The sequence below is a fragment of the Sphingopyxis granuli genome (genome assembly GCF_001559015.1).
GTDB classification, from domain to species: domain Bacteria; phylum Pseudomonadota; class Alphaproteobacteria; order Sphingomonadales; family Sphingomonadaceae; genus Sphingopyxis; species Sphingopyxis granuli.
The window spans coordinates 1-21,001 of record NZ_CP012199.1 but is presented as its reverse complement, the minus strand read 5'-3'; the positions used below and the strand labels follow the sequence as shown (position 1 = coordinate 21,001).

At 63.6% G+C, this 21,001-nt stretch carries 19 protein-coding genes and 1 pseudogene; 12 read left to right on the top strand and 8 right to left on the bottom strand.

What is annotated here, in order from left to right:
* Positions 1–64: 64 nt before the first annotated feature.
* Together SGRAN_RS00090 and SGRAN_RS00085 are read right to left on the bottom strand one after the other, a co-directional pair.
* Positions 65–2,119 carry a ParB/RepB/Spo0J family partition protein gene (locus SGRAN_RS00090; protein WP_053555748.1) on the bottom strand — a complete coding sequence of 685 codons (2,055 nt, stop codon included), beginning with the start codon at positions 2,117–2,119 and terminating at the stop codon, positions 65–67.
* Positions 2,120–2,220: 101 nt separating this feature from the next.
* Positions 2,221–2,643 (bottom strand): DUF2958 domain-containing protein, encoded by a 423-nt coding sequence (locus SGRAN_RS00085; RefSeq protein ID WP_067179640.1) that lies wholly within the window; start codon positions 2,641–2,643, stop codon positions 2,221–2,223.
* Between the two features lie 488 nt (positions 2,644–3,131).
* Here SGRAN_RS00085 and SGRAN_RS00080 point away from each other — a divergent pair, with 488 nt between their 5' ends.
* Positions 3,132–3,866, top strand: coding sequence for a LuxR family transcriptional regulator (locus SGRAN_RS00080; RefSeq protein WP_053555750.1), 735 nt, complete (start codon positions 3,132–3,134; stop codon positions 3,864–3,866).
* An 81-nt stretch (positions 3,867–3,947) separates the two neighbouring features.
* On the opposite strand, the gene SGRAN_RS00075 is transcribed toward SGRAN_RS00080, so the two are convergent.
* Positions 3,948–4,172, bottom strand: a complete 225-nt coding sequence (locus SGRAN_RS00075; protein ID WP_053555751.1) for a GDCCVxC domain-containing (seleno)protein — start codon at positions 4,170–4,172, stop codon at positions 3,948–3,950.
* A complete protein-coding gene (locus tag SGRAN_RS00070) occupies positions 4,165–4,515 on the bottom strand; it encodes a mercuric transporter MerT family protein (protein ID WP_053555752.1) in 351 nt (116 codons plus the stop codon). The genes SGRAN_RS00075 and SGRAN_RS00070 overlap by 8 nt, the downstream gene beginning before the upstream one ends.
* A 77-nt stretch (positions 4,516–4,592) precedes the next feature.
* On the opposite strand from SGRAN_RS00070, the gene SGRAN_RS00065 reads away from it, so the two are divergent.
* The 9 genes and pseudogenes from SGRAN_RS00065 (at position 4,593) to SGRAN_RS00030 (ending at position 13,933) form a co-directional block, all read left to right on the top strand.
* Positions 4,593–5,009 (top strand): MerR family transcriptional regulator, encoded by a 417-nt coding sequence (locus SGRAN_RS00065; protein WP_053555753.1) that lies wholly within the window; start codon positions 4,593–4,595, stop codon positions 5,007–5,009.
* Positions 5,010–5,155: 146 nt separating this feature from the next.
* Positions 5,156–5,782, top strand: coding sequence for an acyl-homoserine-lactone synthase (locus tag SGRAN_RS00060; protein ID WP_067186751.1), 627 nt, complete (start codon positions 5,156–5,158; stop codon positions 5,780–5,782).
* Complete coding sequence (locus SGRAN_RS00055) at positions 5,779–6,645, top strand: phytanoyl-CoA dioxygenase family protein (protein WP_067179637.1); 867 nt, start codon at positions 5,779–5,781, stop codon at positions 6,643–6,645. Before SGRAN_RS00060 ends, SGRAN_RS00055 begins: the two co-directional genes overlap by 4 nt.
* Entirely contained in the window at positions 6,642–7,238 is a 597-nt protein-coding gene (locus SGRAN_RS00050) for a GntR family transcriptional regulator (RefSeq protein WP_053555755.1), read from the top strand. The genes SGRAN_RS00055 and SGRAN_RS00050 overlap by 4 nt, the downstream gene beginning before the upstream one ends.
* Positions 7,239–7,303: 65 nt before the next feature.
* Positions 7,304–8,098, top strand: coding sequence for an RNA polymerase sigma factor (locus SGRAN_RS23105; protein ID WP_082737020.1), 795 nt, complete (start codon positions 7,304–7,306; stop codon positions 8,096–8,098).
* A complete protein-coding gene (locus SGRAN_RS00040) occupies positions 8,095–9,108 on the top strand; it encodes a FecR family protein (protein ID WP_067179635.1) in 1,014 nt (337 codons plus the stop codon). Before SGRAN_RS23105 ends, SGRAN_RS00040 begins: the two co-directional genes overlap by 4 nt.
* 53 nt (positions 9,109–9,161) lie before the next feature.
* A pseudogene (locus tag SGRAN_RS22865) lies at positions 9,162–9,461 on the top strand (hypothetical protein); the annotation flags it as partial.
* Positions 9,462–9,795: 334 nt separating this feature from the next.
* Positions 9,796–11,736, top strand: a complete 1,941-nt coding sequence (locus tag SGRAN_RS00035; protein ID WP_237233622.1) for a TonB-dependent receptor plug domain-containing protein — start codon at positions 9,796–9,798, stop codon at positions 11,734–11,736.
* Between the two features lie 10 nt (positions 11,737–11,746).
* Positions 11,747–13,933, top strand: a complete 2,187-nt coding sequence (locus tag SGRAN_RS00030; RefSeq protein WP_082737018.1) for a prolyl oligopeptidase family serine peptidase — start codon at positions 11,747–11,749, stop codon at positions 13,931–13,933.
* On the opposite strand, the gene SGRAN_RS00025 is transcribed toward SGRAN_RS00030, so the two are convergent.
* The 4 genes from SGRAN_RS00025 to SGRAN_RS00015 all read right to left on the bottom strand — a co-directional run bounded on the left by SGRAN_RS00025 (position 13,923) and on the right by SGRAN_RS00015 (position 17,712).
* Positions 13,923–15,530: an asparagine synthase-related protein gene (locus SGRAN_RS00025; RefSeq protein WP_067179629.1), complete on the bottom strand. Its 1,608-nt coding sequence runs from the start codon at positions 15,528–15,530 to the stop codon at positions 13,923–13,925. The two genes, SGRAN_RS00030 and SGRAN_RS00025, sit on opposite strands and share 11 nt — an antisense overlap.
* Positions 15,531–15,652: 122 nt before the next feature.
* Positions 15,653–16,294, bottom strand: a complete 642-nt coding sequence (locus SGRAN_RS00020; RefSeq protein WP_067179626.1) for a lasso peptide biosynthesis B2 protein — start codon at positions 16,292–16,294, stop codon at positions 15,653–15,655.
* Positions 16,295–16,358: 64 nt separating this feature from the next.
* Positions 16,359–16,502, bottom strand: a complete 144-nt coding sequence (locus tag SGRAN_RS22020; protein ID WP_137893519.1) for a benenodin family lasso peptide — start codon at positions 16,500–16,502, stop codon at positions 16,359–16,361.
* Positions 16,503–17,070: 568 nt separating this feature from the next.
* On the bottom strand, positions 17,071–17,712 hold the full coding sequence (locus SGRAN_RS00015; RefSeq protein ID WP_148650759.1) for a hypothetical protein: 642 nt from the start codon (positions 17,710–17,712) through the stop codon (positions 17,071–17,073).
* Positions 17,713–18,140: 428 nt separating this feature from the next.
* Between SGRAN_RS00015 and SGRAN_RS00010 the strand changes: the two genes are divergently transcribed.
* Together SGRAN_RS00010 and SGRAN_RS00005 are read left to right on the top strand one after the other, a co-directional pair.
* Positions 18,141–19,106, top strand: a complete 966-nt coding sequence (locus SGRAN_RS00010) for a tetratricopeptide repeat protein (protein WP_137893521.1) — start codon at positions 18,141–18,143, stop codon at positions 19,104–19,106.
* Between the two features lie 232 nt (positions 19,107–19,338).
* A complete protein-coding gene (locus tag SGRAN_RS00005; protein WP_067179622.1) occupies positions 19,339–20,712 on the top strand; it encodes a tyrosine-type recombinase/integrase in 1,374 nt (457 codons plus the stop codon).
* Positions 20,713–21,001: the final 289 nt, after the last annotated feature.

The window sequence follows — 21,001 nt, the reverse complement described above, 5'->3', positions numbered from 1 at the left end:
ACTTTCCAAACGCCGCTGCGCCGTATCGAAAGGTCCGGCGGGGTTCATGGCCCCGCCAGCCGTATCACTCGGCCGCGACGGGAAGCTCGATGTCACCGGCCTCGGCCGCGTCGTCGGGCTCGTCATCGAGCCCCGGCGTGCGCATCGGCGCCGGAAGCCAGCGCGTCTCCTCGACCAGCCGCTCGGCCTCGCGCGCCATGTCGGCCTTCTTCAAATGGTCGATCATCCTGGCGAAGGCCTCGCCGCGCGCCTCGGCGACATCGGCAAGGATCCGCGGCTTGGTGACGCTGCGGAAATAATCATCGGCGGTCGGCCGCCAGCCCGCGCCATGAACATCGAGCCCCACAGCGCGCGCCAGGATATGGCTGTGCGCGATCCGGCGCTCGACGCCGTGCGCCGAAATCCGGCCATTGTCATATTTGGGCACGATCTCGGCCTGCGCGTTGACGCAGAGCGACGCGCAATGCGCGAACAGCTTCGTCTGCTCCTCGCCATCGAGCGTGAGCAAATAGTCCCACACCTCTTTGTCCGACTGCGGGAGCCGCTCTTTCCATTCGGCCGCGCGCGCATCGATCGCCTGTGCCGGACCGCAATCGCGAAGATTGGTCGGCGCGTTCGTGAAATAGACGCGGTTCGGCGACACCTGAACGCAGCTTTCCCTGCTGCTCGAATAGAAGCAGCCGAGCACCAGGGCATGGAGAACCGAAGCGAAGGCGGTCGCCGGATCCTGCGCGAAGGCGTCCTGAAGCGCGAGCGTGCGCCACGCCGTCAGATCCGACACGAGCCGATCGGGAAGGGGCCGGAGTGTCTCCACCTCCTCGTCCTCCCCGGCGTCCGCCGACACCGCGGCTTCGCCGCCCGCGTCCGGGCCGGCGGACCGGGCATCGCCGTCCGCGGCCGAATGCGCTTCGTCTTCGGACGCTTCCGCCTTCGGCTCGTCCTCGGGCTTCACGAATCCACGCTCGACCCGCACCGAACCATCGCGATCGATCGAGACGAAGGCACCGGCGATCGCCATTTCGGCCGGGTCGAACAGCTCCGGCCGGTCCGCGAGCGTACCGAGCTCGGTCTCGACTGCATCGAGACGCGCGTGGACCTCGGCCGGAACCTCCGGGGCATCGGCCCATTCACCCTCGAGTTCCTCGGCTTCGGCCTCGAGCGTGGCGACGCGCGCCAGCTCGTCCTCGCTCATCGGGGTCACCTCGCGGTCGATTTCGCGGAGGCCGCGCGTGGCGTCCCACGGCAGGTCGATCGAGGTCGTCACCCATTTCCAGCCCTCGGCAAGGACGCGCTCGCCTTCCGCCTTCAGCTTCTCGTCGACCAGCCGATCGAGAAGCGCCGGATCGGTGAGCCAGCCGCCGCCGTCGGCTTCGAACAGGTCGCGCACGACGCCGCCACCGGCTTCGACATAGGCGCCCAGACCGACGAAGCATGTCCGTTTGTCGGCGGCGCGCACGCTGTTCTCGGTCAGCTTCTGCCGAATATAGGCCGCCGATTTGTTGAAGCTGTGTTCGAGCTGGTCCCACAGCTCTTCCTGGCGCGCATGGTCGTCCGACACGGTGAACGCCATCAGCTGGTCGAGCGTCATCGCATCGTCGGCGTAGAGGGTGTGAAGCTTCGGCGAGACACCCGCGAGCTTGAGCCGCTGGCGCACCGCGGCCGGCGTGGTGTGGAAGTGCGCGGCGATTTCCTCGATGCCGGTGTCCTTCTCGACCATCGCCAGCATCGCACGAAACTCGTCGAGCGGATGAAGCTGCTCGCGAAAGCTGTTTTCGGCGAGACTGTCCTCCTCGGCGAGGATATCATTGTCGGCAGCGCGCACGACGCAGGGGATCGGCGCATCCTTCGCGAGCCTTTTGCGCTTCACCAACAGTTCCAGCGCGCGGTGGCGGCGCCCGCCGGCCGGTATCTCATACCGGCCGGTTTCCTGGCCGTCGGCACCCAGCAGCGGCCGGACGTTGAGGCTCTGGAGCAGCCCGCGCCGGTCGATGTCGTCGGCCAGCGCGTCGATCGACACGCCGGCCTTCACACGCCGGACATTGGACTGCGACAGGACCAGCCGGTCGAGCGGGATGTCGCGCGACGGGCTGAGGGTGATTTTGGCGGCAGTTCTGGCCATGGCCATTCTCCATGACGGGCCGCCGCGAGACACTCTCCCGGCTTTCAAGCCCGTCACGAAAACCCGGCCCTCCTCTCCCTTTGGGGCCGCCGCAGGCGGACCTATCCGCACCCGGAAATCCGGCAGCCACGCCCGCTCATCCGCGCTGCCGCTTCGCGCAAACGCCGCTCGCCGAGCAGGATCGAGCCCGCGCTGCGAGCCGCCGCGGCATAGACCGAGAGCGGATGATGCGGCGTGAAGCCGAGATCACGCTCGATACCAAGGCCGAACGGCAGCCGGACCGCTTCGAGTTCGGCCAGCGCGAAGCTGCCGAGCTCGGGGCATCCGAAGCCAAGGTCGGCAAGGCCGAACAATATGCCGTCCTCGTCCATCTCGGTCGCGAGCCAGGTCGCCGACCCGACCGGGTTGAAGAAGCGCACGACGGGCGCCGGATCGGGCTCGCGCCCGCCGCGCGCGACGGCGGCACGCCGGGCGGCGTCGTTGGCGCGCAGGCGCGCCGCGAGATCGGGGGTCAGGAGTTTCATGCCGCCGCCCTCCGCGCCAGGGTTGGGGCGTACACGCCGGTCGGGCGGACGCCGGGCCGCGCGAACGCCCAGTGCGGGAAGAAGGAATGATATGTCATGCAAGGTCTCCGCAGCGGACCGGAGGCAGGGCCACTCCCGCCTCCTTCGATCCGCTCGCAAGATTTCATGCCTTCCTCTCGCTCTATTTCCGGCGCCGCGCGGCAGCGCCCGACGACCGGAATATAGATGCAGATCTGGGGCCAATTTTCCGGGGCCCGCGCCTTTCCCGTTTCCGGCCAATCGATTAGGACCGGGAGGCGATCGCCGTCGCGCAGCAGGGGCCAGGGCAAAAGCCCGCCTCGCCGAGGGCCGGGACCAGTCGCATAATGTCCCATCTGTCGTCCGTGCCGGAGAGGAACCGGGACCGGCGACCCAGGGAGCGGCTCGCGGGATCGACGGGTTGGGAACGTGCCGGCGACCGGACGGTCACAGTGAAGCATTTTTGTTTGATGGAGGAACTCGCCCTCGAAATTTCCACGGCGACGAATGAGGACGGGCTCTTCGAAGCCCTCGCGCGCGCATCGATGCGCCTCGGCTTCGACCATTTCGCGCTCGCCTATGACCGGCGCGGCAATGCCGAGCCGGCATCCCTGCTGGTTCACAATTACCCCGATGCCTGGGCCAAGGTCTATGTCGGTTTCGATCTTGGCGGTGCCGATCCGGTGCGCCGCGCCGGCGAACGGTCGATGACCGGCTTCCGCTGGGACGAGATCGAAAGCTACATCCCGCTGACCCGCAGCGACCGGCAAATGCTCCATGTCGGCCGCGAATATGGTCTCGCCGACGGCTATACGGTGCCGCGCCACCTCCCTGGCGAGGCCAGCGGCGCCTGCTCTTTCGTCCTGCGCCCGCAAAGCGAGCTTCAGGACGATATGCTCCGCATTGCCGAAATCATCGGCGCGCTCGCGATCGTCTCGGCACGCCAGCTCGTCGGCGCCGTGCCGCTAAAAAGCAAAGCGACGCTGAGCGAACGGCAGCGCGAGTGCGTATTATGGACCGCACGCGGCAAGACCGCGGCCGAAGTGGCGGTCATTCTCGGGATCGGCGAAGTGACGGTCGTCCAGCATCTCAAGACCGCGCGCGACCGCTATGACGTGCATTGCGGCCAGATGCTGACCCTCTGCGCGCTGTTCGATGGCCTCATCGGATTCGGGGACGTCTATGACTGGTGGCACGCGCGCTGACCGCGTCAACGACGACTTGTCCGGAAATTCAGCAAGGAGGCAGGCACGCCCGGAATGACAGCCGAGGCAAGGGCGTGCCGCTCAGTCGCAGCACGCGCCCTTGCCTCCGATCTGGATCGGAGGGCAGGGCGTGGTTCCATAGGAGCAGAACACGCAGCAGTCGCCGGGCTCGGGCCTCAGCACGGCACCGCAGCCCTTGCAGTCATAGAAGAACTGACAGGCGTCGGTCGGCATCGTTTCCGTCTCGCGATGGCCGCACTGCGGACAGGTGATCGTCGAACGAAGGTCGGGGCCGGCATCAGACATAATGGTAGCCCGCCCACAGCAGCGCCGCGCCAAGCAGGAGGCCGGCAAGCGTCAGGATGCGCACCCAGCGGGGCGTGCAGGCACCGCCGGGGCCACAGCGCGCGGCCGCGCGCTGCTGGCGGAACAGCAGGAAGGCGCCGAGAATGAGGCATGCCGCCCCGATCAGAAGAAGCGGCGTGCGATAGGGCATGGCGACCATCGCGATGCCGCCGAGCCATGCGGCTCCGATCCCCGCAGAGGCCAGCAGGAAGGGCAGCGCGCAACAGGATGCAACGCCGAAAGCCGCGGCGATGCCGGCTAAGGTGAACGCGCCGGCGTCGATACCCTTGGGGCGATTCTGCATTGGGATCGGTTCCTTGTGCGGTGTGAGGGGACGCCGTAGCATCTGTAGCAGCTACAGACTCAAGAGGTATTTTTGCGATGGCCGCAACCAGAGCGATGCAGATCGGCGAACTCTCGCGCCGCACAGGCTGCAACATCGAAACGATCCGCTATTATGAGCGGATCGGCGTCCTCGACGTTCCGCTCCGGCGCGGTCGCTACCGCAACTATGGCGAGGAGGATGTAGGGCGCCTCGGCTTCGTGCGCCGGGCCCGAGAGCTCGGTTTCACCCTCGACGAGGTGCGGGCGCTGCTCCAACTCGCGACTGGAGGCCAGGCTGCCTGCGCCGAGGTGCGCGACGTCGCCTCGTCGCACCTTGCGGATGTGCGCGCGAAGATCGCCGATCTCAAGCGGATGGAGCGTGTGCTCGCCGCTTCGGTACGGGCTTGCGAGGCCGGCGACGATCCCGCCTGTCCGCTGCTCCAGACGCTTCGGGCCGGTACACCGCACGGCTGATCGTCCGGATGACACCCGCGTGACGACGAGCGACAGGCTCAACTATCAAGAGCTTCTGGAATCGCGCGGATCATCCTCATATCTGGGGATACGCGCAGTCCACGGAAAATGATTTGATTCCCGGCACCAACAGCCGAGGAATCATCATGATCGACACGACCCCGCGGGCGCCCGCCGCGCCCGGGAACGCGGCGCTGCGCGCCATGTTCGCCGCGCGCAAGAGCGTCTTCATCGACCTGCTCAAATGGGACCTGCCGGTGCTCGCCGGCCAATATGAGCTCGACGAGTTCGACACGCCGGCGGCGCGCTACCTCATTCTTCTCGATGCCGATGGCCGTCACCGCGCATCGGCGCGGCTGCTCCCGACCGAGGGCGCGCATCTTCTCGGTGAGCATTATGCCCATCTGTGCGCGGGCGAGGTGCCGCGCGGTCCAACCGTCTGCGAGATCAGCCGCTTCTGCCTCGACCGCGACCAGGACGCAGCATCGCGCCGCGCCGCGCGCGACCAGCTGGTGACCGCCCTTGCAGAGCATGCGCTGCGCGAAGGCATCACCGATTATACCGGCGTCGCCGACCTGTGCTGGTTCGATCAGGTACGGGAGTTCGGCTGGAGATGCGAGGCGCTCGTGCCGAAGGCCGCGGATCCGGGCGGGAGATTGATGGCATTGCACATCCATATCGACGCGCATGTGCTGGACGACCTCAAGCGCGGCGGCGTCTATGCGCCGCTCTCGCTCCGCCTCGCCGACGACGATGGGGAGGCGGAAGCATGACCGGTCTTGCGTCCGATGATCTTGCCCGCGAACTGCGCCGGACAGGATATTGCATCGTCCCCGACCTGATTCCCCCGGATGCGATTGCGGCGCTCGACGCCGATCTCGATCCGGTCTTCGCCGCGACACCGTTCGGGCGCGGGGATTTCTACGGTCATCGCACCAAAAGATTCGGCGCGCTGATGAAGCGCTCGGCCTGGGCGCAGGCATTGGCGCTCGAACCCACAATTCTCGCGGCGGTCGAATCCATTCTCGGCGATGCCTGCGAGAGCATCCAGCTCAATGTCGCGCAGGCGATCGAAATCCATCCGGGCGAGATCCGGCAGTTTCCGCACCGCGACCATGACATGTGGGCGGGAGAAAAAGGCGCGCATGAGTATCTGGTCAACATCATCTGGCCGCTCACCCCCTTCACCGCCGACAATGGCGCGACGCACATCTATCCGCACAGTCATGGCGCGGACGGCATGGCAAAGACGGATCCCGGCGAGCCGATCGTCGCGGCGTGCGACCCGGGCGCCGCGATCTGTTTTCTGGGCTCGACCGCACATGGCGCCGGCGCCAATATCACCGACCAGGTGCGGCGCGGCGTCGTGATCGGCTACAGTCTCGGCTGGCTCAAACCCTATGAGAATTTGTGGCTCGCCTATCCGCCCGAGGTCGCACGCGGGTTCCCGCCCGAGCTCGCCGCGCTCGCGGGCTATCGCCAGCACCGTCCCAATCTCGGCAATTATGAAGGCCAATGTCCTTCGATCCTGCTCGGAGGCGAAGTCCCGGAACATGTCGGCGCCGTCGATGGGCTGCGTCCCGACCAGATGGAGATGCTCGCAGGCTTTGCGGCGGCCGAGCGGAACAGCGCATGAGTCCCGCGCATGTCGTCGAGCCGACTTATGAAGCGATCAAGCGCCGGTTGATGGCGGGCGGCTGGACGCCCGGCAGCCGCTTGGAATCGGCGAAGATCGCCGATCAGCTCGGCGTCAGCGTGACGCCGGTGCGCGACTGCCTCTACCGCCTGGCGGGCGAGCGCATGGTCGATTTCACCCATGGCGACGGATTTCACGCGCATAGCCTTTCCGAGACCGAATATCGCGACATGCTCGAACTCCACCTCATCCTGCTGCTCGCGGCGCTTGCGACGACCCCGCGCGGGCGCGCGGCGCCGGATCCGCGGGATGGCGACTATCCCGACCGAACCGCCGGGCTGTTCATCGAAATGGCAGCGCGGTCGGGCAATGGCGAACTGGTCGCGAGCATCACCGCGCTCGGCGACCGCCTCCATCTGGCGCGGCACCTCGACGAACAGCTTGTCGGCGAAACAGTCGCCGAACTGGATGCGCTCGCGGCCGCGCTGACAAGCGGCCCGCCGCATGAGACGCGCAACCTTCTGTTCCGCTATCACGAACGCCGCGCCGGCGAAGCGGCCAGCTACGCCCGGCTACTCGGAGGCGCGTCATAGAGCCGGACCCGGCGCTCAGCGCCTGATTCCACCCATAATCCTTGTCTTTGCGCGGCCATGCTGACATGATTCGGGGTGCGGGATCGATCTGGCAACGCCCGTGCGATAATATCGCCAGCCATTATGAACGCCCGTCCTTGCCGGACAGGCGGCCGATCCGGACCAGGTCGCCCTCGCGCGGCCCAACGGCGGCACAGCGTTGGGAGATCGATAGCCCGGCAAGCGCCGGACTGCTGTCTCGTGCCGGTCGGCTGTGTCCCTTGTCTTCCTTTTCCTCCAAGAAATTGTCACAGCAGCGCCACCCCTTTTCGGTGTCGTCGGCCTGTCACGCGCATCCCGACGACCGGCCAGTCATGGCACCGGCGGAGGCTTGCGACCTCGATGACGCTTTTCGGGCGCATGGTCCTTGGCTCTTTCATTTTCTTCGCCGAAAGGCGGGGCCTGAAGAAGCGCCGGATCTCGTGCAGGAAGTTTTCGCGCGCGCGGCGGGCAGCGAGCAGCGCCACAGCCTCGCCAATCCCGGCGGCTTCCTTCGCCGCATAGCGCAGAATCTGCTGATCGACCGCGCCCGGAGGCAGCGGCGCAATCCCGCGCTCTTCTTTTCCTTTCAGGAGGAAAGCGACGCCGCCAGCCCGCCGCAGCAGGAATGGAATATGGAAGCCGACGACCTTCTCCGGCTGTATGAAGAGGCGGTCGACGCCATGCCGCCAAAGACACGCCGGGTGTTTCTGATGCACCGGGTCGACGAACTCAGCTATCGTGAGATACATGAATGCCTCGGCATCAGCATCGCGACGGTGGAATATCATATGATGAGGGCGCTCGGCTTTATCGCGAAGGTGGTGGACGGCGGCCAATGAGTGAGGCGTCTGACGATTATCCGGTCGACACGGTAGCGCACGCCTGGCTCGTGAAGATGCGCGGCGAGAACCCCGAGGCGCACCGCGGCGAGTTCGACGCCTGGCTTTCGGCCTCGCCAGACCACAAGGCGGCCTATGAACGGATCACGAAGAAGCTCGCCGCCTCGGCGATCCTGAAATCCTCGCCGCGTCACGGCACTGCGCAAACCGAACAGCGCCGCGGCCGACGCCCGGCCGCGCGACGCTGGCTGTCGGCGGGAGCCGTGATCGCCGCCGCTGCGGTGGTATTTCTGGCTTTCGGCGCTGGCGGGGCTCCGCTCTCCGGTCCGCTCGGAGACGGTGCGCTCACGGCGCGCGCGGCCGAGCCGCTGGTAACCCGCCGCGGGGAAATCCGCAGCTTCCGCTTTGCCGATGGTTCAACCGCAGTGCTCGATACCGATAGCCGGCTCGAAGTCTCATTTGCGCAAGCGACGCGCCATCTCCGGCTTGCCAAAGGGCGCGTCCGGCTTTCGGTGACCAACAATGAACAGCCACTGCGCGTCGAGGCGGGCGGCGGCGTGGTCACGGCCGAGGATGCGGCATTCGATATCGGTTTCGAGGAAAATGGCGCGCTCAGCGTGACGGTGCTGCGCGGCGAAGCCGATATTCGCTTTGGCGGCGCCCCTGAAACCGGCAACCCGCGCGCCCAAGTCCTGCCATCGGGACGGTCCGTGACCTACGGTCCCGGCGGCAAGGAGCAGCTACCGGCCGCATCGCCGACACAGCAAGGCAGCCGCGAATGGCCGTCTGGCTGGGCGGACTATCGCTCGGTCCGGCTCGATCAGCTCATTGCGGAAGCCAACCGCTACGCGGTGAAGCCAATCATTGTCGACGACGCAAGAACCGCTGGGCTCGAAGCGTCGGGCCGGTTCAGGATCAGCCAGCCCGAGAGAGTGGCCGAGCGGCTCGGCCAATTGTTCGATCTGGAGACCGTCAAGCGCACCGACGGCATCCACCTTCGCCAACGATAATTATTTCATCATTCCCCTAAGGCGGTCGCCGACCCGGCGTCATCGCTCCCCCAATGGCCGTGTGCCCAAGCATCCGGTCACAACCCAGGGGGAGTATAATGATGTCCGGAAAATCTCGTTTTTGCCTGTCGCTGATGGTGGGTGTAGCCTGTCTGCATCCCGTTGCCGCGGCGGCTCAGCTGCAGGATCGCCAGAGCTTCGATCTGCCAGCGCAGGATCTCGGCGATGCGTTGCGAAAAGTGGCCGAGCAAGCTGGGATCGAACTTTACGCATCAAGTGCCGATCTCGCGGGCCGGACGACCCGACCGCTCAAGGGCGACATCACCCCGCGCGAAGCAATCGAGACCCTGCTGCGCGGAACTGGGCTGACCCCGCGCTTCGAGCGTGGTTCGGTCATCATTTTGGGGCGAGCGCAGTCCGAGAGCAGTCCGGCGCAAGAAGACATCGTCGTGACCGGCAGCCGGATCTCCGGCGCCCCGTCCGCAGCCCCGGTGATCCGCGTCACGAGCGAAGATATCCGCAATGGCGGTCAAGCCGATCTCGGCGAGGTTGCGCGCAGCCTGCCGCAGAATTTCGGCGGCGGCCAGAACCCCGGTATCGGTTCGGGGCAAGGCACACAGGGGATAGGACGTCAACGTCAACGGGGCATCGACCTTCAACCTGAGGGGCATCGGGCCCAGCGCCACATTGACGCTGCTCAATGGCAACCGGTTTGCTTACAGCGGTACGCAAAGCGTGATCGATATCAGCGCGATACCTACTGCGGCGGTCGAGCGGATCGAGATCGTCGCCGACGGTGCTTCGGCAATCTATGGCGCCGACGCCGTCGCGGGAGTCGTCAACATCCTCCTCCGCAAGGACTATGAGGGCGTCACCACGAGCGCCCGGCTTGGCGGCTCCACCGATGGGGGCAATTTCCAGCAGCAATATAATCTGCTCGGCGGCGCCAAATGGTCGGGCGGCGGATTCATGGCGACTTACGACTATTTCGACAACAGCGCGATTCTCGCGCGCGACCGCAGCTACACCGCGACCAGCAACCCCGCCTCGACCCTTTATCCCAGTCTGAAGCGGCACAGCCTGCTATTGAGCGGGCACCAGGAATTGACGCCCAGCCTTCGGCTGAAAGCCGATGTCATCTACAAACGCGGCGACATGCAATCGGTGCGCGGGCTGCTCGCCGACCGGCCGATTACGACCCGGGGTCTCGTTGTCGACAATGAATTCGAGACATTCGGCGTGGCGCCGACGCTGGAAGCCGAAATCGGCGGTGCGTGGACTGCTCGGCTCACCGGCTTTTACGGCACCGACAAGACCTATGGCGTCACCCAGAACTTCACCAACGACGTCGAAGCTCGATCGATCCGGATCTTCGACAATCGGAGCGTCAGTGTCGAAGCGGGCATCGAGGGTCCGCTGTTCACCCTTCCCGGGGGTGACGTGAGGCTCGCGGCAGGCGGCGGCTGGCGAAGCAACCGCATCGTGGCACTGGTCGCGGGGCGCAACTTCGCACCAACGCGCGAAAACCGCTTCGCTTACGGCGAACTTTTCGTGCCGCTCGCCGGCCCTGCGCAGGACCTCGCTTTCGCGCATCGCGCGTCGATTACCGCCGCACTCCGCTGGGAGGATTACTCCGACTCGGGCAGCATCGTCACGCCAAAGCTCGGTTTTGTTTATGCGCCGGCGCCGGAGCTCAGCCTCGGCGTTTCATGGGGGCGCTCCTTCAAGATGCCGACGCTCAATCAGCAATATAGCGGCTATACGCCCGTGCTGCTGCCAGTGACGGGATATGGCACGCTTTTCCCGCCCGGCTCGACCTATCTCTATATCGGCGGGCCGAACCCCGACGTCGGCCCCGAGCGCTCGGAGAATATGACGCTGAGCGCGACCTTCCAGCCTTCGCCGCGGCTGCAGATCGTGACGAGCCTGTTCCGGATCGATTATCGCGACCGTGTCGCCCCGCCCTTCGGTTCACCGCTGGGGATATTGACCAATCCCCTCTTCACGAGCCTGGTGACCTTCAATCCTTCCGCAGCCCAGCTCGACGCGGCGATCGTCGGTGCATCGGACCCGCTCGGGAACGCAACCGGCGGGCCCTATAATCCCGCCAACGTCATCGCGCTCATCGATGGCCGCGACCGCAATATCGCATCGCAACGCTATGAGGGGGCCGACCTCTCGCTTCGCTACCGCGCGCCTGTGGGCGGCGGGCGGGCGCTGACCGTCACGGTCAATGCGACCTGGCTCGACAGCCGGCAGCAATTGCTGCCCGGCCTTCCGGTCACCGACCTCGCGGGCACGATCTTCAATTCGCCGCACTTTCGCGCACGCGGAGGCGCGACCTTCGGCGACGAACGCTTCACGATCGCGTCCTTCGTGAATTTTACCGGCGGGGTAACAGACCGCCGGCGCGCGGTGCCGGCAAAGGTTTCGCCTGTGGCCACCGTCGATCTCGCGGCCCGCATCAAGATCGGCGACCTCGCCGAGCTATCCGTAAACGCGCTCAATATCTTCAACGCAAAGCCTGACAGGACGGCGGTAGCATCGCCCAGCGACACGCCCTTTGATTCCACCAACTATTCGGCGATCGGCCGCTTTTTCGGGCTGACGATCAGCCGTGACTGGTGAGGAGGGCGGCATGATGTATGCCTTCAAAACCGGTTTGTCCGTTGCGACGACCCTTGCCGCCGCAGCGCTCTCCCCTGCTGTAGCGGCAGGGGAGAGCATCGGGCGTCCATGGACACTCGAGGATATTCTCCTAGTTCCGGAAGTGAACGAGATCGCGCTTTCGCGCGACGGGCGCCTCGCGATTTATGCTGCGGAAATTGCAGATGAGAAGGCTGGAAGACCGCAGGCCGTGATCCGGCTTGTCGATATTGCCAGCGGAGCGCAGCGTGACCTGCGACACGCAAACATCGCGAAATTATTCCAACGCATTCCGGGAACGAACGATTGGAGCGGTCTTCTCGACATCGGCGGAGGGCTGCAACTGTACCGGATCGACAACGCGGGATCGATCGCACCCCTGATCGTCAATCCGGCGACCGTAGCAGTCGGTCGCGCTGACCTGTCCCTGCCCGTGGGCGGTGGGACCGTTCCACATCATGTGGGCGTATTGGCCTATGCCTGGTCGCCTGATGGGCAATGGCTCTGGTATTCACTCCTCAAGGCGAGACCGACATCGCCGCGCGTCCGGTTCGATGAAGAAGTCAGCGCGATGAGCAATCGGCGGCGATCGACGACCGAGGCCGAAGTCGAATTCTATTTGCGCGGGCCTGACGGGCACAGCATCAAGGTCATGACGCGGCCCTCGAGCGACCGCATGGCAATGTACGCCGGCGCCAATATCCTCTGGCACGGCGACGAGATTCAGTTTCGGGTCGAGAAGCCTGGTGGCACCGGCGGGGGCGAATTCGAAGTTCGCGCCTGGGATCGTCAAACCGGAAAGATGCGCATCCTCGCGAACGAGCAGGATCTCCAAACCCTCTGGCTTCTCAAAGGCCCGCGTGGCGGCGAACTTGCCACATCGGGAAACGGGGACCGGCCCGAATTGATCGAAACGCTCCCCGGCGGACCACGCCATAGCTACGGCCGAGTTGGCTTCACGATTGGCGACCTTCGGTCAGCGGGCATCAAGGTCAGCCGGGATGGGCGACATGTCGTCCTTGGGACGCGAAGCTTCGGAAATCCGCGGTACGGCCTTGCTATGCTCGACAAGCACGGTGTTCGGGAGATCGCGGGTCAAGGGAGCCTGACGCGATGTGGGTTCGACGATGATTTGACTCTGGCGCTTTGCGTCCAGGAAAGCATGACGCGGCCGCCTGCGCTCGTTCGGGTTCATCTCGCCAATGGAAAGATCGCACCCATCGCAGCGATATCGCCGCGGCACGAGGAGATCGCTCCGCTTTCCGTGCAGCCGCGCACCTGGGTCAACCGGCATGGTTACAAGGCGACAGGCTATGTCATTTTTCCGCGCGCCTATCGTAAGGGACAAAGCTACCCCGCGATCATCGTGACGCATGGCAGCGACGCCGATGACCGCTTCTTCGACCAAGGAAACCAGTGGAATTATCCGGTTCAGCTGTTCGCGGAGCGCGGCTATGTCGTCCTGCTCATCAACGACCCCTGGCCGCAGCAGGCCGATGCGTTGCTGGCGGCCTATAAGGCTTGGATTCGCGGGAGCGGGCCGCCCGGGCCCGAAACATTGCAGCGCCTCATCTGGATCAACGGCGTTCACAGTTTCGAGGATGCGGTGAACGAGCTTGCCGCCGCAGGACTTGTCGATCCGAACCGGGTCGGCCTCGCCGGCTACAGCCGCGGATCGCAGGTGGTCAATGTCGCCGTCACCCAGTCGACGATGTTTCGGGCGGCGTCGAGCGGCGACGGCGGCTTCCTGGAGCCCGCGGGCTACGCATCGTCGGGGGATAGCTATAACCCAGTTTATGGCGGCTCGCCGCTCAGCGACCATATCGTTCAATATCGCCGCTTTGCGCCATCATTGAACGCCGCCAAAGTCTGTACGCCCGTGTTGCAGCAAGTAGCCTCGGCATCCCCGTCGCAGGCCCAACTATTCGAAGCGTTGCGCAGCGAGCGTGTGCCGACGCAGCTCAGCTACTATCCCGGATCGAGCTCGGCATCGGATGAAACCCATCTGTTTCATATTCCGTCGAACCGTCTCCTTGCGATGCGCGAGAATATGGCCTGGTTCGATTATTGGCTGCTTGGCATCCGCGACGGCGACGCTCCCTTCCCGGAGCGGCTGGCGGAATGGGACCGAATGGCGAAGGAAGCACCACACACCTGCGGCCCACCGCCTAAATTCTAGGTGCGCTCCACCAACGCGCCCAGCTCTCGGCGGCGCCGAGCGCCAGAATATGTTGAATGCGTTCGGTGCCGCGCCAACTGCGGTCCTCGGGTTCGTCGAGCAGCGTCGTATCGACGATGCCGGCGTCTACCAAGAGACCGCCGCGAAGATGCTCGAGAAGTGCAGCCCGGTTCCGGCGATAAATTGCAAGGTCGAAGCCCCCGGGACCACCCTTCTGGGTCCGCCGCGTTATAATGGCGGGAAGCCGTCCCTCAAACGCTTTGCGCGCGACCGCTCGGTTGAGACCGCCGGATATCCACATCCAGGTCGGAATGGACAGGCAAAGCTCAACGATCGGCTGCGATAGCAGCGGCGCGATATGCGGGGGCGAAACAGCGCGGGGGTAGAGTTCCACGCCTTGCTGCGTGCGCATCAGATAAGCAGCATGAACCGTTTTTCCCGGCAAGACATCGTCCGGCGCCGCGAGCCAGGGATGTGTGGCCCCGCTTGCCTCGATACGCGCTACGAATTCGGCGCAGAGGCCGGAGGCATTATATTGCACGACGTGTCGGCCGCCAGCGCGGCGATACCGGCTCCACGCATGGCGCAGAACGGTCATCTTGTCGGCGCCAGTCAGGACGCAGATATCGCGAAGCGTATCCGACAGCGCCAATCTCGGCCCCTCCGCAAGAAACCGATCGAGAAAAGGCACCGCGCTGCGGATACTGCACAGGACGCCGTCGCCCCCATTTCCGGTAAAATACGCGTCAATCGAAAGCTCCTTTTGCAGCCGACGATGAATCGCCTCGTTCGTTTGCGCGCCCAGCGGGACGACCGGCCAAGGATGATGCGGGCCGGCGGCGCGGGTGATATCAATGTCCCCGATCTCCCGCGACGCTTCGCGAAGATCGAGCCCCAATGAGTCAGCGAGCGCGGCGGCGTAGCGACGTTCGTCGCCGTCGAAATCAGGTCCGAATAGTGTCAGGCAAGTAAGGCGGTCCGCCCTCGGCGCGGCGGCCGCAGCGACGATCGAGGAGTCGAGGCCACCCGATGCTCCGAGCAGGATTGACGAAAAGCAGCTTGCCCAAGTTCCAACGCAGTCCGTTATGGTCTCGCGAAGCCGGACCGCCGCGTCGGCAACCTCCATCTCGAGCGGCGGATCAACATGATCCCATGGCGTCCACCAGGGTTCGATCGACACATGGCTCCGATCAATGACGATGCATTCCCCGGCAATGAGTTCGTCGATGCCCCTGAGGCAAGTTCGTCGCCCCCGCGCATCGCCGCTGGCAATGACGCGTGCGATCTCCTCGAAATCGACCTGACCAGGCGCGGGCGACGCAAGGTCCGCGATGTCACCCGCAAGAGTGATACGATCCGCCTCGCACAGAAAATAGCAGGGGAGTGCTCCGGACGGATCTCGCAGGATCCTCACAGCGCCCGCCTCATCGATGCGAACCATCAAATAACCGCCCCAGTAGCCATCAAGCAGTAACCGGGCCTTGTCGGCCGCTAGCCGCTGGCCTTCGCCGGGACTCAGGCTGACAATCCGCCTGCTTGGCGGGCCTCGCGAAAAAAGATGGCCGATGATGATGGTTTGCGGATCGATCTGGATCATTGGCTCGTCGGACCAAAGGCGGACGCCAGCATATGCAAAGGTTGGAGGTCGCATCGCGCCGCTTCGAGCGGAAAACTCGCTTCCAACCTGGCGCTCTATTTCAATTTGGAAGCCGCCGGCCATTAGACGGCGAATATCGGCTGATAGTGAAGAACGATATCGAGCGGGTCGGTAAGCACTGTTTCGCCAGCCTGCACCCAGCAATGCGCTGCGAACGGCATGGTCACACCAAACACGAGTGAAACCGCACAGCCGCGCCGCATCAGCATTCGCTTCATGGCGATGCCGCGGGCGAGGCACTGGTCGATTGCCGGTGCGTAGCGGCGAACTCGCAGAAAGGCCGCCGCGATCTCACCGCAGACCTTATCATCCCTCGAAGAGAGGTTGAATCGTTTGTCGCCAAATGCGCCTACGATGTCCGCAAGGCTGCGGAGCCTCAGATCTCTGCGGGCACGCGCCTGTGCCCAGACGCTTGCAACCGCCGTGCCGAGCGGCGCATCGGCGAGCGGTGCGTCGATCAGGCTCGCCGTTACAGTTGCAGGATTGCAGCCATCTCGCATCGCCCTCCCGGAACCTTCGGCAAGAATATCGCTGGCGAGGAGGTGCTCATGATCGGCTGCGCTCGCCCTTCCCGACACAAAGCGGCCAAAGCGGTTGGCGGCGACGCCCGAGAGCAGGAAATAGCGATCCGCGGCGAGGTCGAAGAAGACATACTCCGCGTCAAATCGACGATAATGGAGGCCGGAACGAAGCGCGAGAGCCATTTGAACTGCCAGATCGATAGACGCGCATACGGCGTGCCGCCTGGAAGCGGCACGCCGCTTGCTGTCAGTCGTCGGTCGTGATGCCGCCGACGAACAGATAGTGCTGGTTCGTGTCCTCGTCCCGCGGACCCACGGGTTCGATGCCGCGGGTTTCGACGCTGATCGCGCCGAGTTCGATCAGCTCGTCGCTGTTCTGCAGATTCTTCATCACTTTCTTCCTTCCCAAAATCGCGACCGAATGAGTCGCAAGAGGGAAGTTATGGCTCGATGAAGTCAGCTTCCATTTTATTATCTGTTTATAATCGACCTGGTTCCCAGTTCGAAAAGGAGTGACCGCGCAAAGGAAACGCGCGTCGGGAGCGCATACCGTCACCTTTAGCTTTCGCCTGGACATGCGTGACGGAACCCGGTCACACGCCCGTATTGTGAAGGCGCAAAGATGTTCTGACCGAAACCGGAATTGTCGCAACGGAAACTGGCCCCAAATCTGGATGCATTTTTCCGCGCGCAACATCGACACCGAACCGTGGCTGACGAACCGCGAGCGTCCAGCGAGCGCCAGGCCAATGAAACGCACCCTGCAACAAGGCGGCCATTTCGTCCGATTGAGTGCGGGCGGAAAGCCGGGGCATGTCGGCTTTCAACGCCCGCAATTTCGAAATGCCACCGGTTCAGAGTGCGGCGGGGCCCGATACATCAGGTGCCGCGCCCTCAGGAGCCGGCCGCCAAGCCGGCGGGAAAGAGCGCGCCTACAGCCCCGCTCCTTTCCGGTAAGCCTAATCGAAGATGACGACCTTGCGCGCGGCGGGATCAAATGTCTCGATCACGACCGCTTCATCCTCGACGGCCGGCGGCGAGCATTCGAGAATCTTCACCTTGGCCGAAAGCACTGCGGCGTAGGCTGCGGGGCAGCAAAGGATGAACTCCGTGCCGTTTCCATAAATGCTGCCCCAGTCGACGTACATGGTGCTCCAACCATGCCGCCGTTCCCATTCGATCTGTCCGGGTTCACCTCGTTCGGACCGCCCGGGATAGGGTTCCGTTGACAATATATGGACTCGCGCGTCGGGATCGAACCAGCAATGATCATGATCCGCGACGGGCGGACGACTGTCATACTCTTGCGTCGGATAGCATCTGCGGGCGCTTGAGGGTTTGAGACCGGTCGCGGCCATGAACTGCAGCGCACGGGCAATCCGGCCGATATACCATTGGGTTTCATTGGCGTGGCGCTGCTGGCCCGTCCGTTCGAGAAAGACCGAGTCTTCGACCTTGCAGGCGCCCAGATAGCCCGTCAGATGGTGACGCCGCACCAGCTCGGTCAGTGGCACACGCAATTTGAGATCGATTTGCGCCGTGCCCATTTCTCTTGTTTCATAGCCCCACCAGTTCTGACGAACCGTGACATTGTGGAGCATGGATCGGCTAGGAAGTTTCCGCTTCGCATCGACATAGCCTTGGAACCCGCCGGCACATGCCGCGAGGTCGAGCGCATCGTGCCGAGGGACCGATTGCTCCGCTTGGATTTGCTTGGCGAGCGATTTCAGCCCGGCGAGGGTGGAATATTGAAACATCATCGCAGGTCTCCGTGGGCTTCGGACCGGCGTCGCCTGCTACCGCCCCCAAAGCCACGAAATGCGATGGGTCAGTGATCAAAACAGTGCCATTGTGGCTTCGCAAATGCAGGCGGCAGGCCCCTGTTGAAGGCCTACGAGAAATCTGGCGTAGCGCTGACGACAAGTCAATCGGCAAGAAGGCGGGCAGCGAGCTTGAGCCCTCTTGCGTCGAGCGGGCCTCCCCTGCACGTCTCGGAAGTCGCAACGCGCCGAGAGACGGAGAGTATGGGATGAAGAGATTTCTGCGGCGGCTGTTTAGAACGGAAACCCAAAGCGAGCTGCCCACGCGCCCAAAGACAACAGGTCTTCGCATGCAAAAGTTCGGGCACGACCTCGTTCGGATCGAGTCGATCGGGTTTTTCGGTCATCATGCCGCGTCCCCCAATGGAGATTTTCACCTGGTTTGGGCGGATCGAAATCGTGAAGGTACGGTCGGCGGATACCGCCACGAAGGCCATGGTTCCTGGTCCCTGCTTCACGGCGATGAAATTGTCGCAACGGGACGGCTCGAGCGTCCCGCGGATGGAAAGACCGCGAACAATGGCAGCTTCATCATCCACGACCGCTTGTTCGGCGATGGCCTCAAGGGTCGGTTCGTAGCCTTCGGGGCCGACGGCGCAAAGCTGGTCGAAAAGGAACTGAACGCCAATCTGATAAGCAATGGCCTGTCGGACGATGGACGCATCGCTATTTGCCAGACCGCCAATGCCCCCGGGAGCGACGACAGTTGCCGCTACATTCTTTTCGATCTCGAACTAGGCGACGAAATCGCCCGCTGGGAGGTCGAGACGGGTTGGGCGGACGGTTATGAGTTCGATACCACCGGCCGCCACGTCTATTTGCTACGAAACAACGGCGGCCGTGTCGGCTATGACTTCGACGGGGCTATGCTCGACCGCAAGGGCTGGCAGACCGAGCGCATCGGCGCTGGCGATCTTTATGTCATTCGCATGGTCCTCGCGTCAGAAGAGCCAATGGATCGCGGGATGCGAGAGGCACTTTTGGCCGGCTTGCATGTCGCGGCGCAAGGTTCTGAGCGCACGCTGCAAGCGCATGCTTTGCGGCTCCTCGGCGAACTGCACGAAAAGGAAGGCGCGATCCAGGAGGCGGTGGACGCTTATGAGAAGGCGTTGAGCATCGATGCCCGAATCGGCGTTGCTCGAAAGCTCGAAAAGCTTCGAAAATCTCTGCCATAATATCGAAAATGGCGCACCCGAGAGGATTCGAACCTCTGGCCTCCGCCTTCGGAGCTAGAACCACTACCCTACTCTATGCTGCGCCAACCTTCGCCAAAGCCCGATAAGTCATTGTGTTTTATCGGTTTTTTTGACAACGAGGGTCCGACAAGATACTCTAAACGTCGCCAACCTTTTCGATTTGTTGGTGAGTTTTTGGTGAGTTTTTTTGGACCCCTCTGGCGAGGTGAATATGCCAAAGCTAACGAAATCCGTCGTCGACAAGTCGCCTACCCGCGAAAGCCAATACACCATCTGGTGCAGTGAGTTGAAGGGCTTTGGCGCCTTCATTATGCCGTCGGGCACACGAACATACTTCGTCGATTACCGAAACGCCAACAATGTCCGCCGACGCATGAAGCTCGGTCGGCATGGCGCCGTGACCGCCGAACAGGCTCGCACGCTCGCGATCCAGGCGTTGGCGGAAGTCGCCAAGGGCAATGATCCGCTGGAGAACCGCAACAGCGCCCGCAAGTCGATCGCGGTGAAGGAGCTTTGCGAGCTATATATCAAGGAGCTTGAGCAGGGTCGGATACTCGGCAAGGGCGGCCGCCCGAAAAAGACCAGCACCAAGTCCACCGACCTGGGCCGTATCAACCGACATATCATTCCGCTGATCGGCAAGATGCTGGTCACTCGGCTGACCAAAGCGGATGTGACCACCATGATGAAGGACATCATGGCGGGGAAGACGCGCCAGAGCGAAAAGACGGGAAAACTGCGCGGTAGGTCCATCGTTCGTGGTGGCCACGGCGTCGCGAACCGCACCGTCGGCTTGCTGGGCGGAATACTCAGCTATGCGCGTGACGAACTGGGGATCATCGAAATCAATCCGGCGCATGGGGTGCGCAAGCCCAAGGACTCCGTGCGGACCCGCCGGTTGAATGAGGATGAATATCGGGCGCTGGGCCGCATTCTGGAAAACGCCGCCCTAGACGATCGTTATACGCGGACCACCGAACTCATCCGAATGCTCGCATTGACGGGTTGTCGGCGCAGCGAGGTCATCGAAATTCGATGGTCCGAAATTGACAGCGCCGGCAGCGCGTTCCGCCTCGACGACACCAAGGAAGGACAGTCTGTCCGGCCAATCGGCCTTCCGGTACTGGAGTATTTTGATGAACGGCGCTCGGACGGCGCCGAGGACATAAGCCCCTACGCGTTTCCGGGGAGGAACGACGACAAGGCGTTTGGCAGCTTTCCCCGCCATTGGGAGAAGATCTTCAAGGGTACGGAACTTGAGGACGTCACGGCCCATGTCCTTCGCCACAGCTTCGCCAGCATGGCCAACGATCTCGGCTTCACGGAGATCACGATCGCAGCGCTGCTCGGCCATGCGTCAGGATCGATCACCAGCCGCTATGTCCATACGCTCGACTCCGCGCTGATCATGGCGGCGGATACCGTGTCGGGATACATTCAGGCGCTGATAGAAGGGGCGGAACTGTCGTTCACGCATTACGCCCTTGATCGCAGTTCCAGAAAGGCGGCGCTGGCAAGATTCCTTGCGCCCCGGCCTGATAGTGCTCCAACGGTAGCACCCAACGAAGAACGCCTGGCGGCATGATTCCGGCCATTCTGCAATTTCCGGTTCTCTCGGCTCCTAATGGTGGCTGGGGGACCGCTGCGGCGGGATCTGGATGAGATGGACAGCCCGTTTATCCGAACTTAGGTTTGGATTGTCGTTCAGGAGGGGGCTCGCCCATTCTGTCGACAAAAGAAAAGGCCCGCCTTACAGCGGGCCTTAAATATCCTTAGACGATGAGGGGGGGCGTGAGCCCGCGTTCTCAAAGCCGATGGACCTTATATAGGGGTAGTGACGCCACCGTCAATACCACGCTGGCAGGACACTAAAA

What these genes read in the sequence shown, in the direction of transcription:
- SGRAN_RS00090 (WP_053555748.1), bottom strand. Translation starts at nt 2,119, where the DNA reads ATGGCCAGAACTGCCGCCAAAATCACCCTCAGCCCGTCGCGCGACATC.
- SGRAN_RS00085 (WP_067179640.1), bottom strand. Translation starts at nt 2,643, where the DNA reads ATGAAACTCCTGACCCCCGATCTCGCGGCGCGCCTGCGCGCCAACGAC.
- SGRAN_RS00080 (WP_053555750.1), top strand. Translation starts at nt 3,132, where the DNA reads ATGGAGGAACTCGCCCTCGAAATTTCCACGGCGACGAATGAGGACGGG.
- SGRAN_RS00075 (WP_053555751.1), bottom strand. Translation starts at nt 4,172, where the DNA reads ATGTCTGATGCCGGCCCCGACCTTCGTTCGACGATCACCTGTCCGCAG.
- SGRAN_RS00070 (WP_053555752.1), bottom strand. Translation starts at nt 4,515, where the DNA reads ATGCAGAATCGCCCCAAGGGTATCGACGCCGGCGCGTTCACCTTAGCC.
- SGRAN_RS00065 (WP_053555753.1), top strand. Translation starts at nt 4,593, where the DNA reads ATGGCCGCAACCAGAGCGATGCAGATCGGCGAACTCTCGCGCCGCACA.
- SGRAN_RS00060 (WP_067186751.1), top strand. Translation starts at nt 5,156, where the DNA reads ATGATCGACACGACCCCGCGGGCGCCCGCCGCGCCCGGGAACGCGGCG.
- SGRAN_RS00055 (WP_067179637.1), top strand. Translation starts at nt 5,779, where the DNA reads ATGACCGGTCTTGCGTCCGATGATCTTGCCCGCGAACTGCGCCGGACA.
- SGRAN_RS00050 (WP_053555755.1), top strand. Translation starts at nt 6,642, where the DNA reads ATGAGTCCCGCGCATGTCGTCGAGCCGACTTATGAAGCGATCAAGCGC.
- SGRAN_RS23105 (WP_082737020.1), top strand. Translation starts at nt 7,304, where the DNA reads ATGATTCGGGGTGCGGGATCGATCTGGCAACGCCCGTGCGATAATATC.
- SGRAN_RS00040 (WP_067179635.1), top strand. Translation starts at nt 8,095, where the DNA reads ATGAGTGAGGCGTCTGACGATTATCCGGTCGACACGGTAGCGCACGCC.
- SGRAN_RS00030 (WP_082737018.1), top strand. Translation starts at nt 11,747, where the DNA reads ATGATGTATGCCTTCAAAACCGGTTTGTCCGTTGCGACGACCCTTGCC.
- SGRAN_RS00025 (WP_067179629.1), bottom strand. Translation starts at nt 15,530, where the DNA reads ATGATCCAGATCGATCCGCAAACCATCATCATCGGCCATCTTTTTTCG.
- SGRAN_RS00020 (WP_067179626.1), bottom strand. Translation starts at nt 16,294, where the DNA reads ATGGCTCTCGCGCTTCGTTCCGGCCTCCATTATCGTCGATTTGACGCG.
- SGRAN_RS22020 (WP_137893519.1), bottom strand. Translation starts at nt 16,502, where the DNA reads ATGAAGAATCTGCAGAACAGCGACGAGCTGATCGAACTCGGCGCGATC.
- SGRAN_RS00015 (WP_148650759.1), bottom strand. Translation starts at nt 17,712, where the DNA reads ATGCTCCACAATGTCACGGTTCGTCAGAACTGGTGGGGCTATGAAACA.
- SGRAN_RS00010 (WP_137893521.1), top strand. Translation starts at nt 18,141, where the DNA reads ATGAAGAGATTTCTGCGGCGGCTGTTTAGAACGGAAACCCAAAGCGAG.
- SGRAN_RS00005 (WP_067179622.1), top strand. Translation starts at nt 19,339, where the DNA reads ATGCCAAAGCTAACGAAATCCGTCGTCGACAAGTCGCCTACCCGCGAA.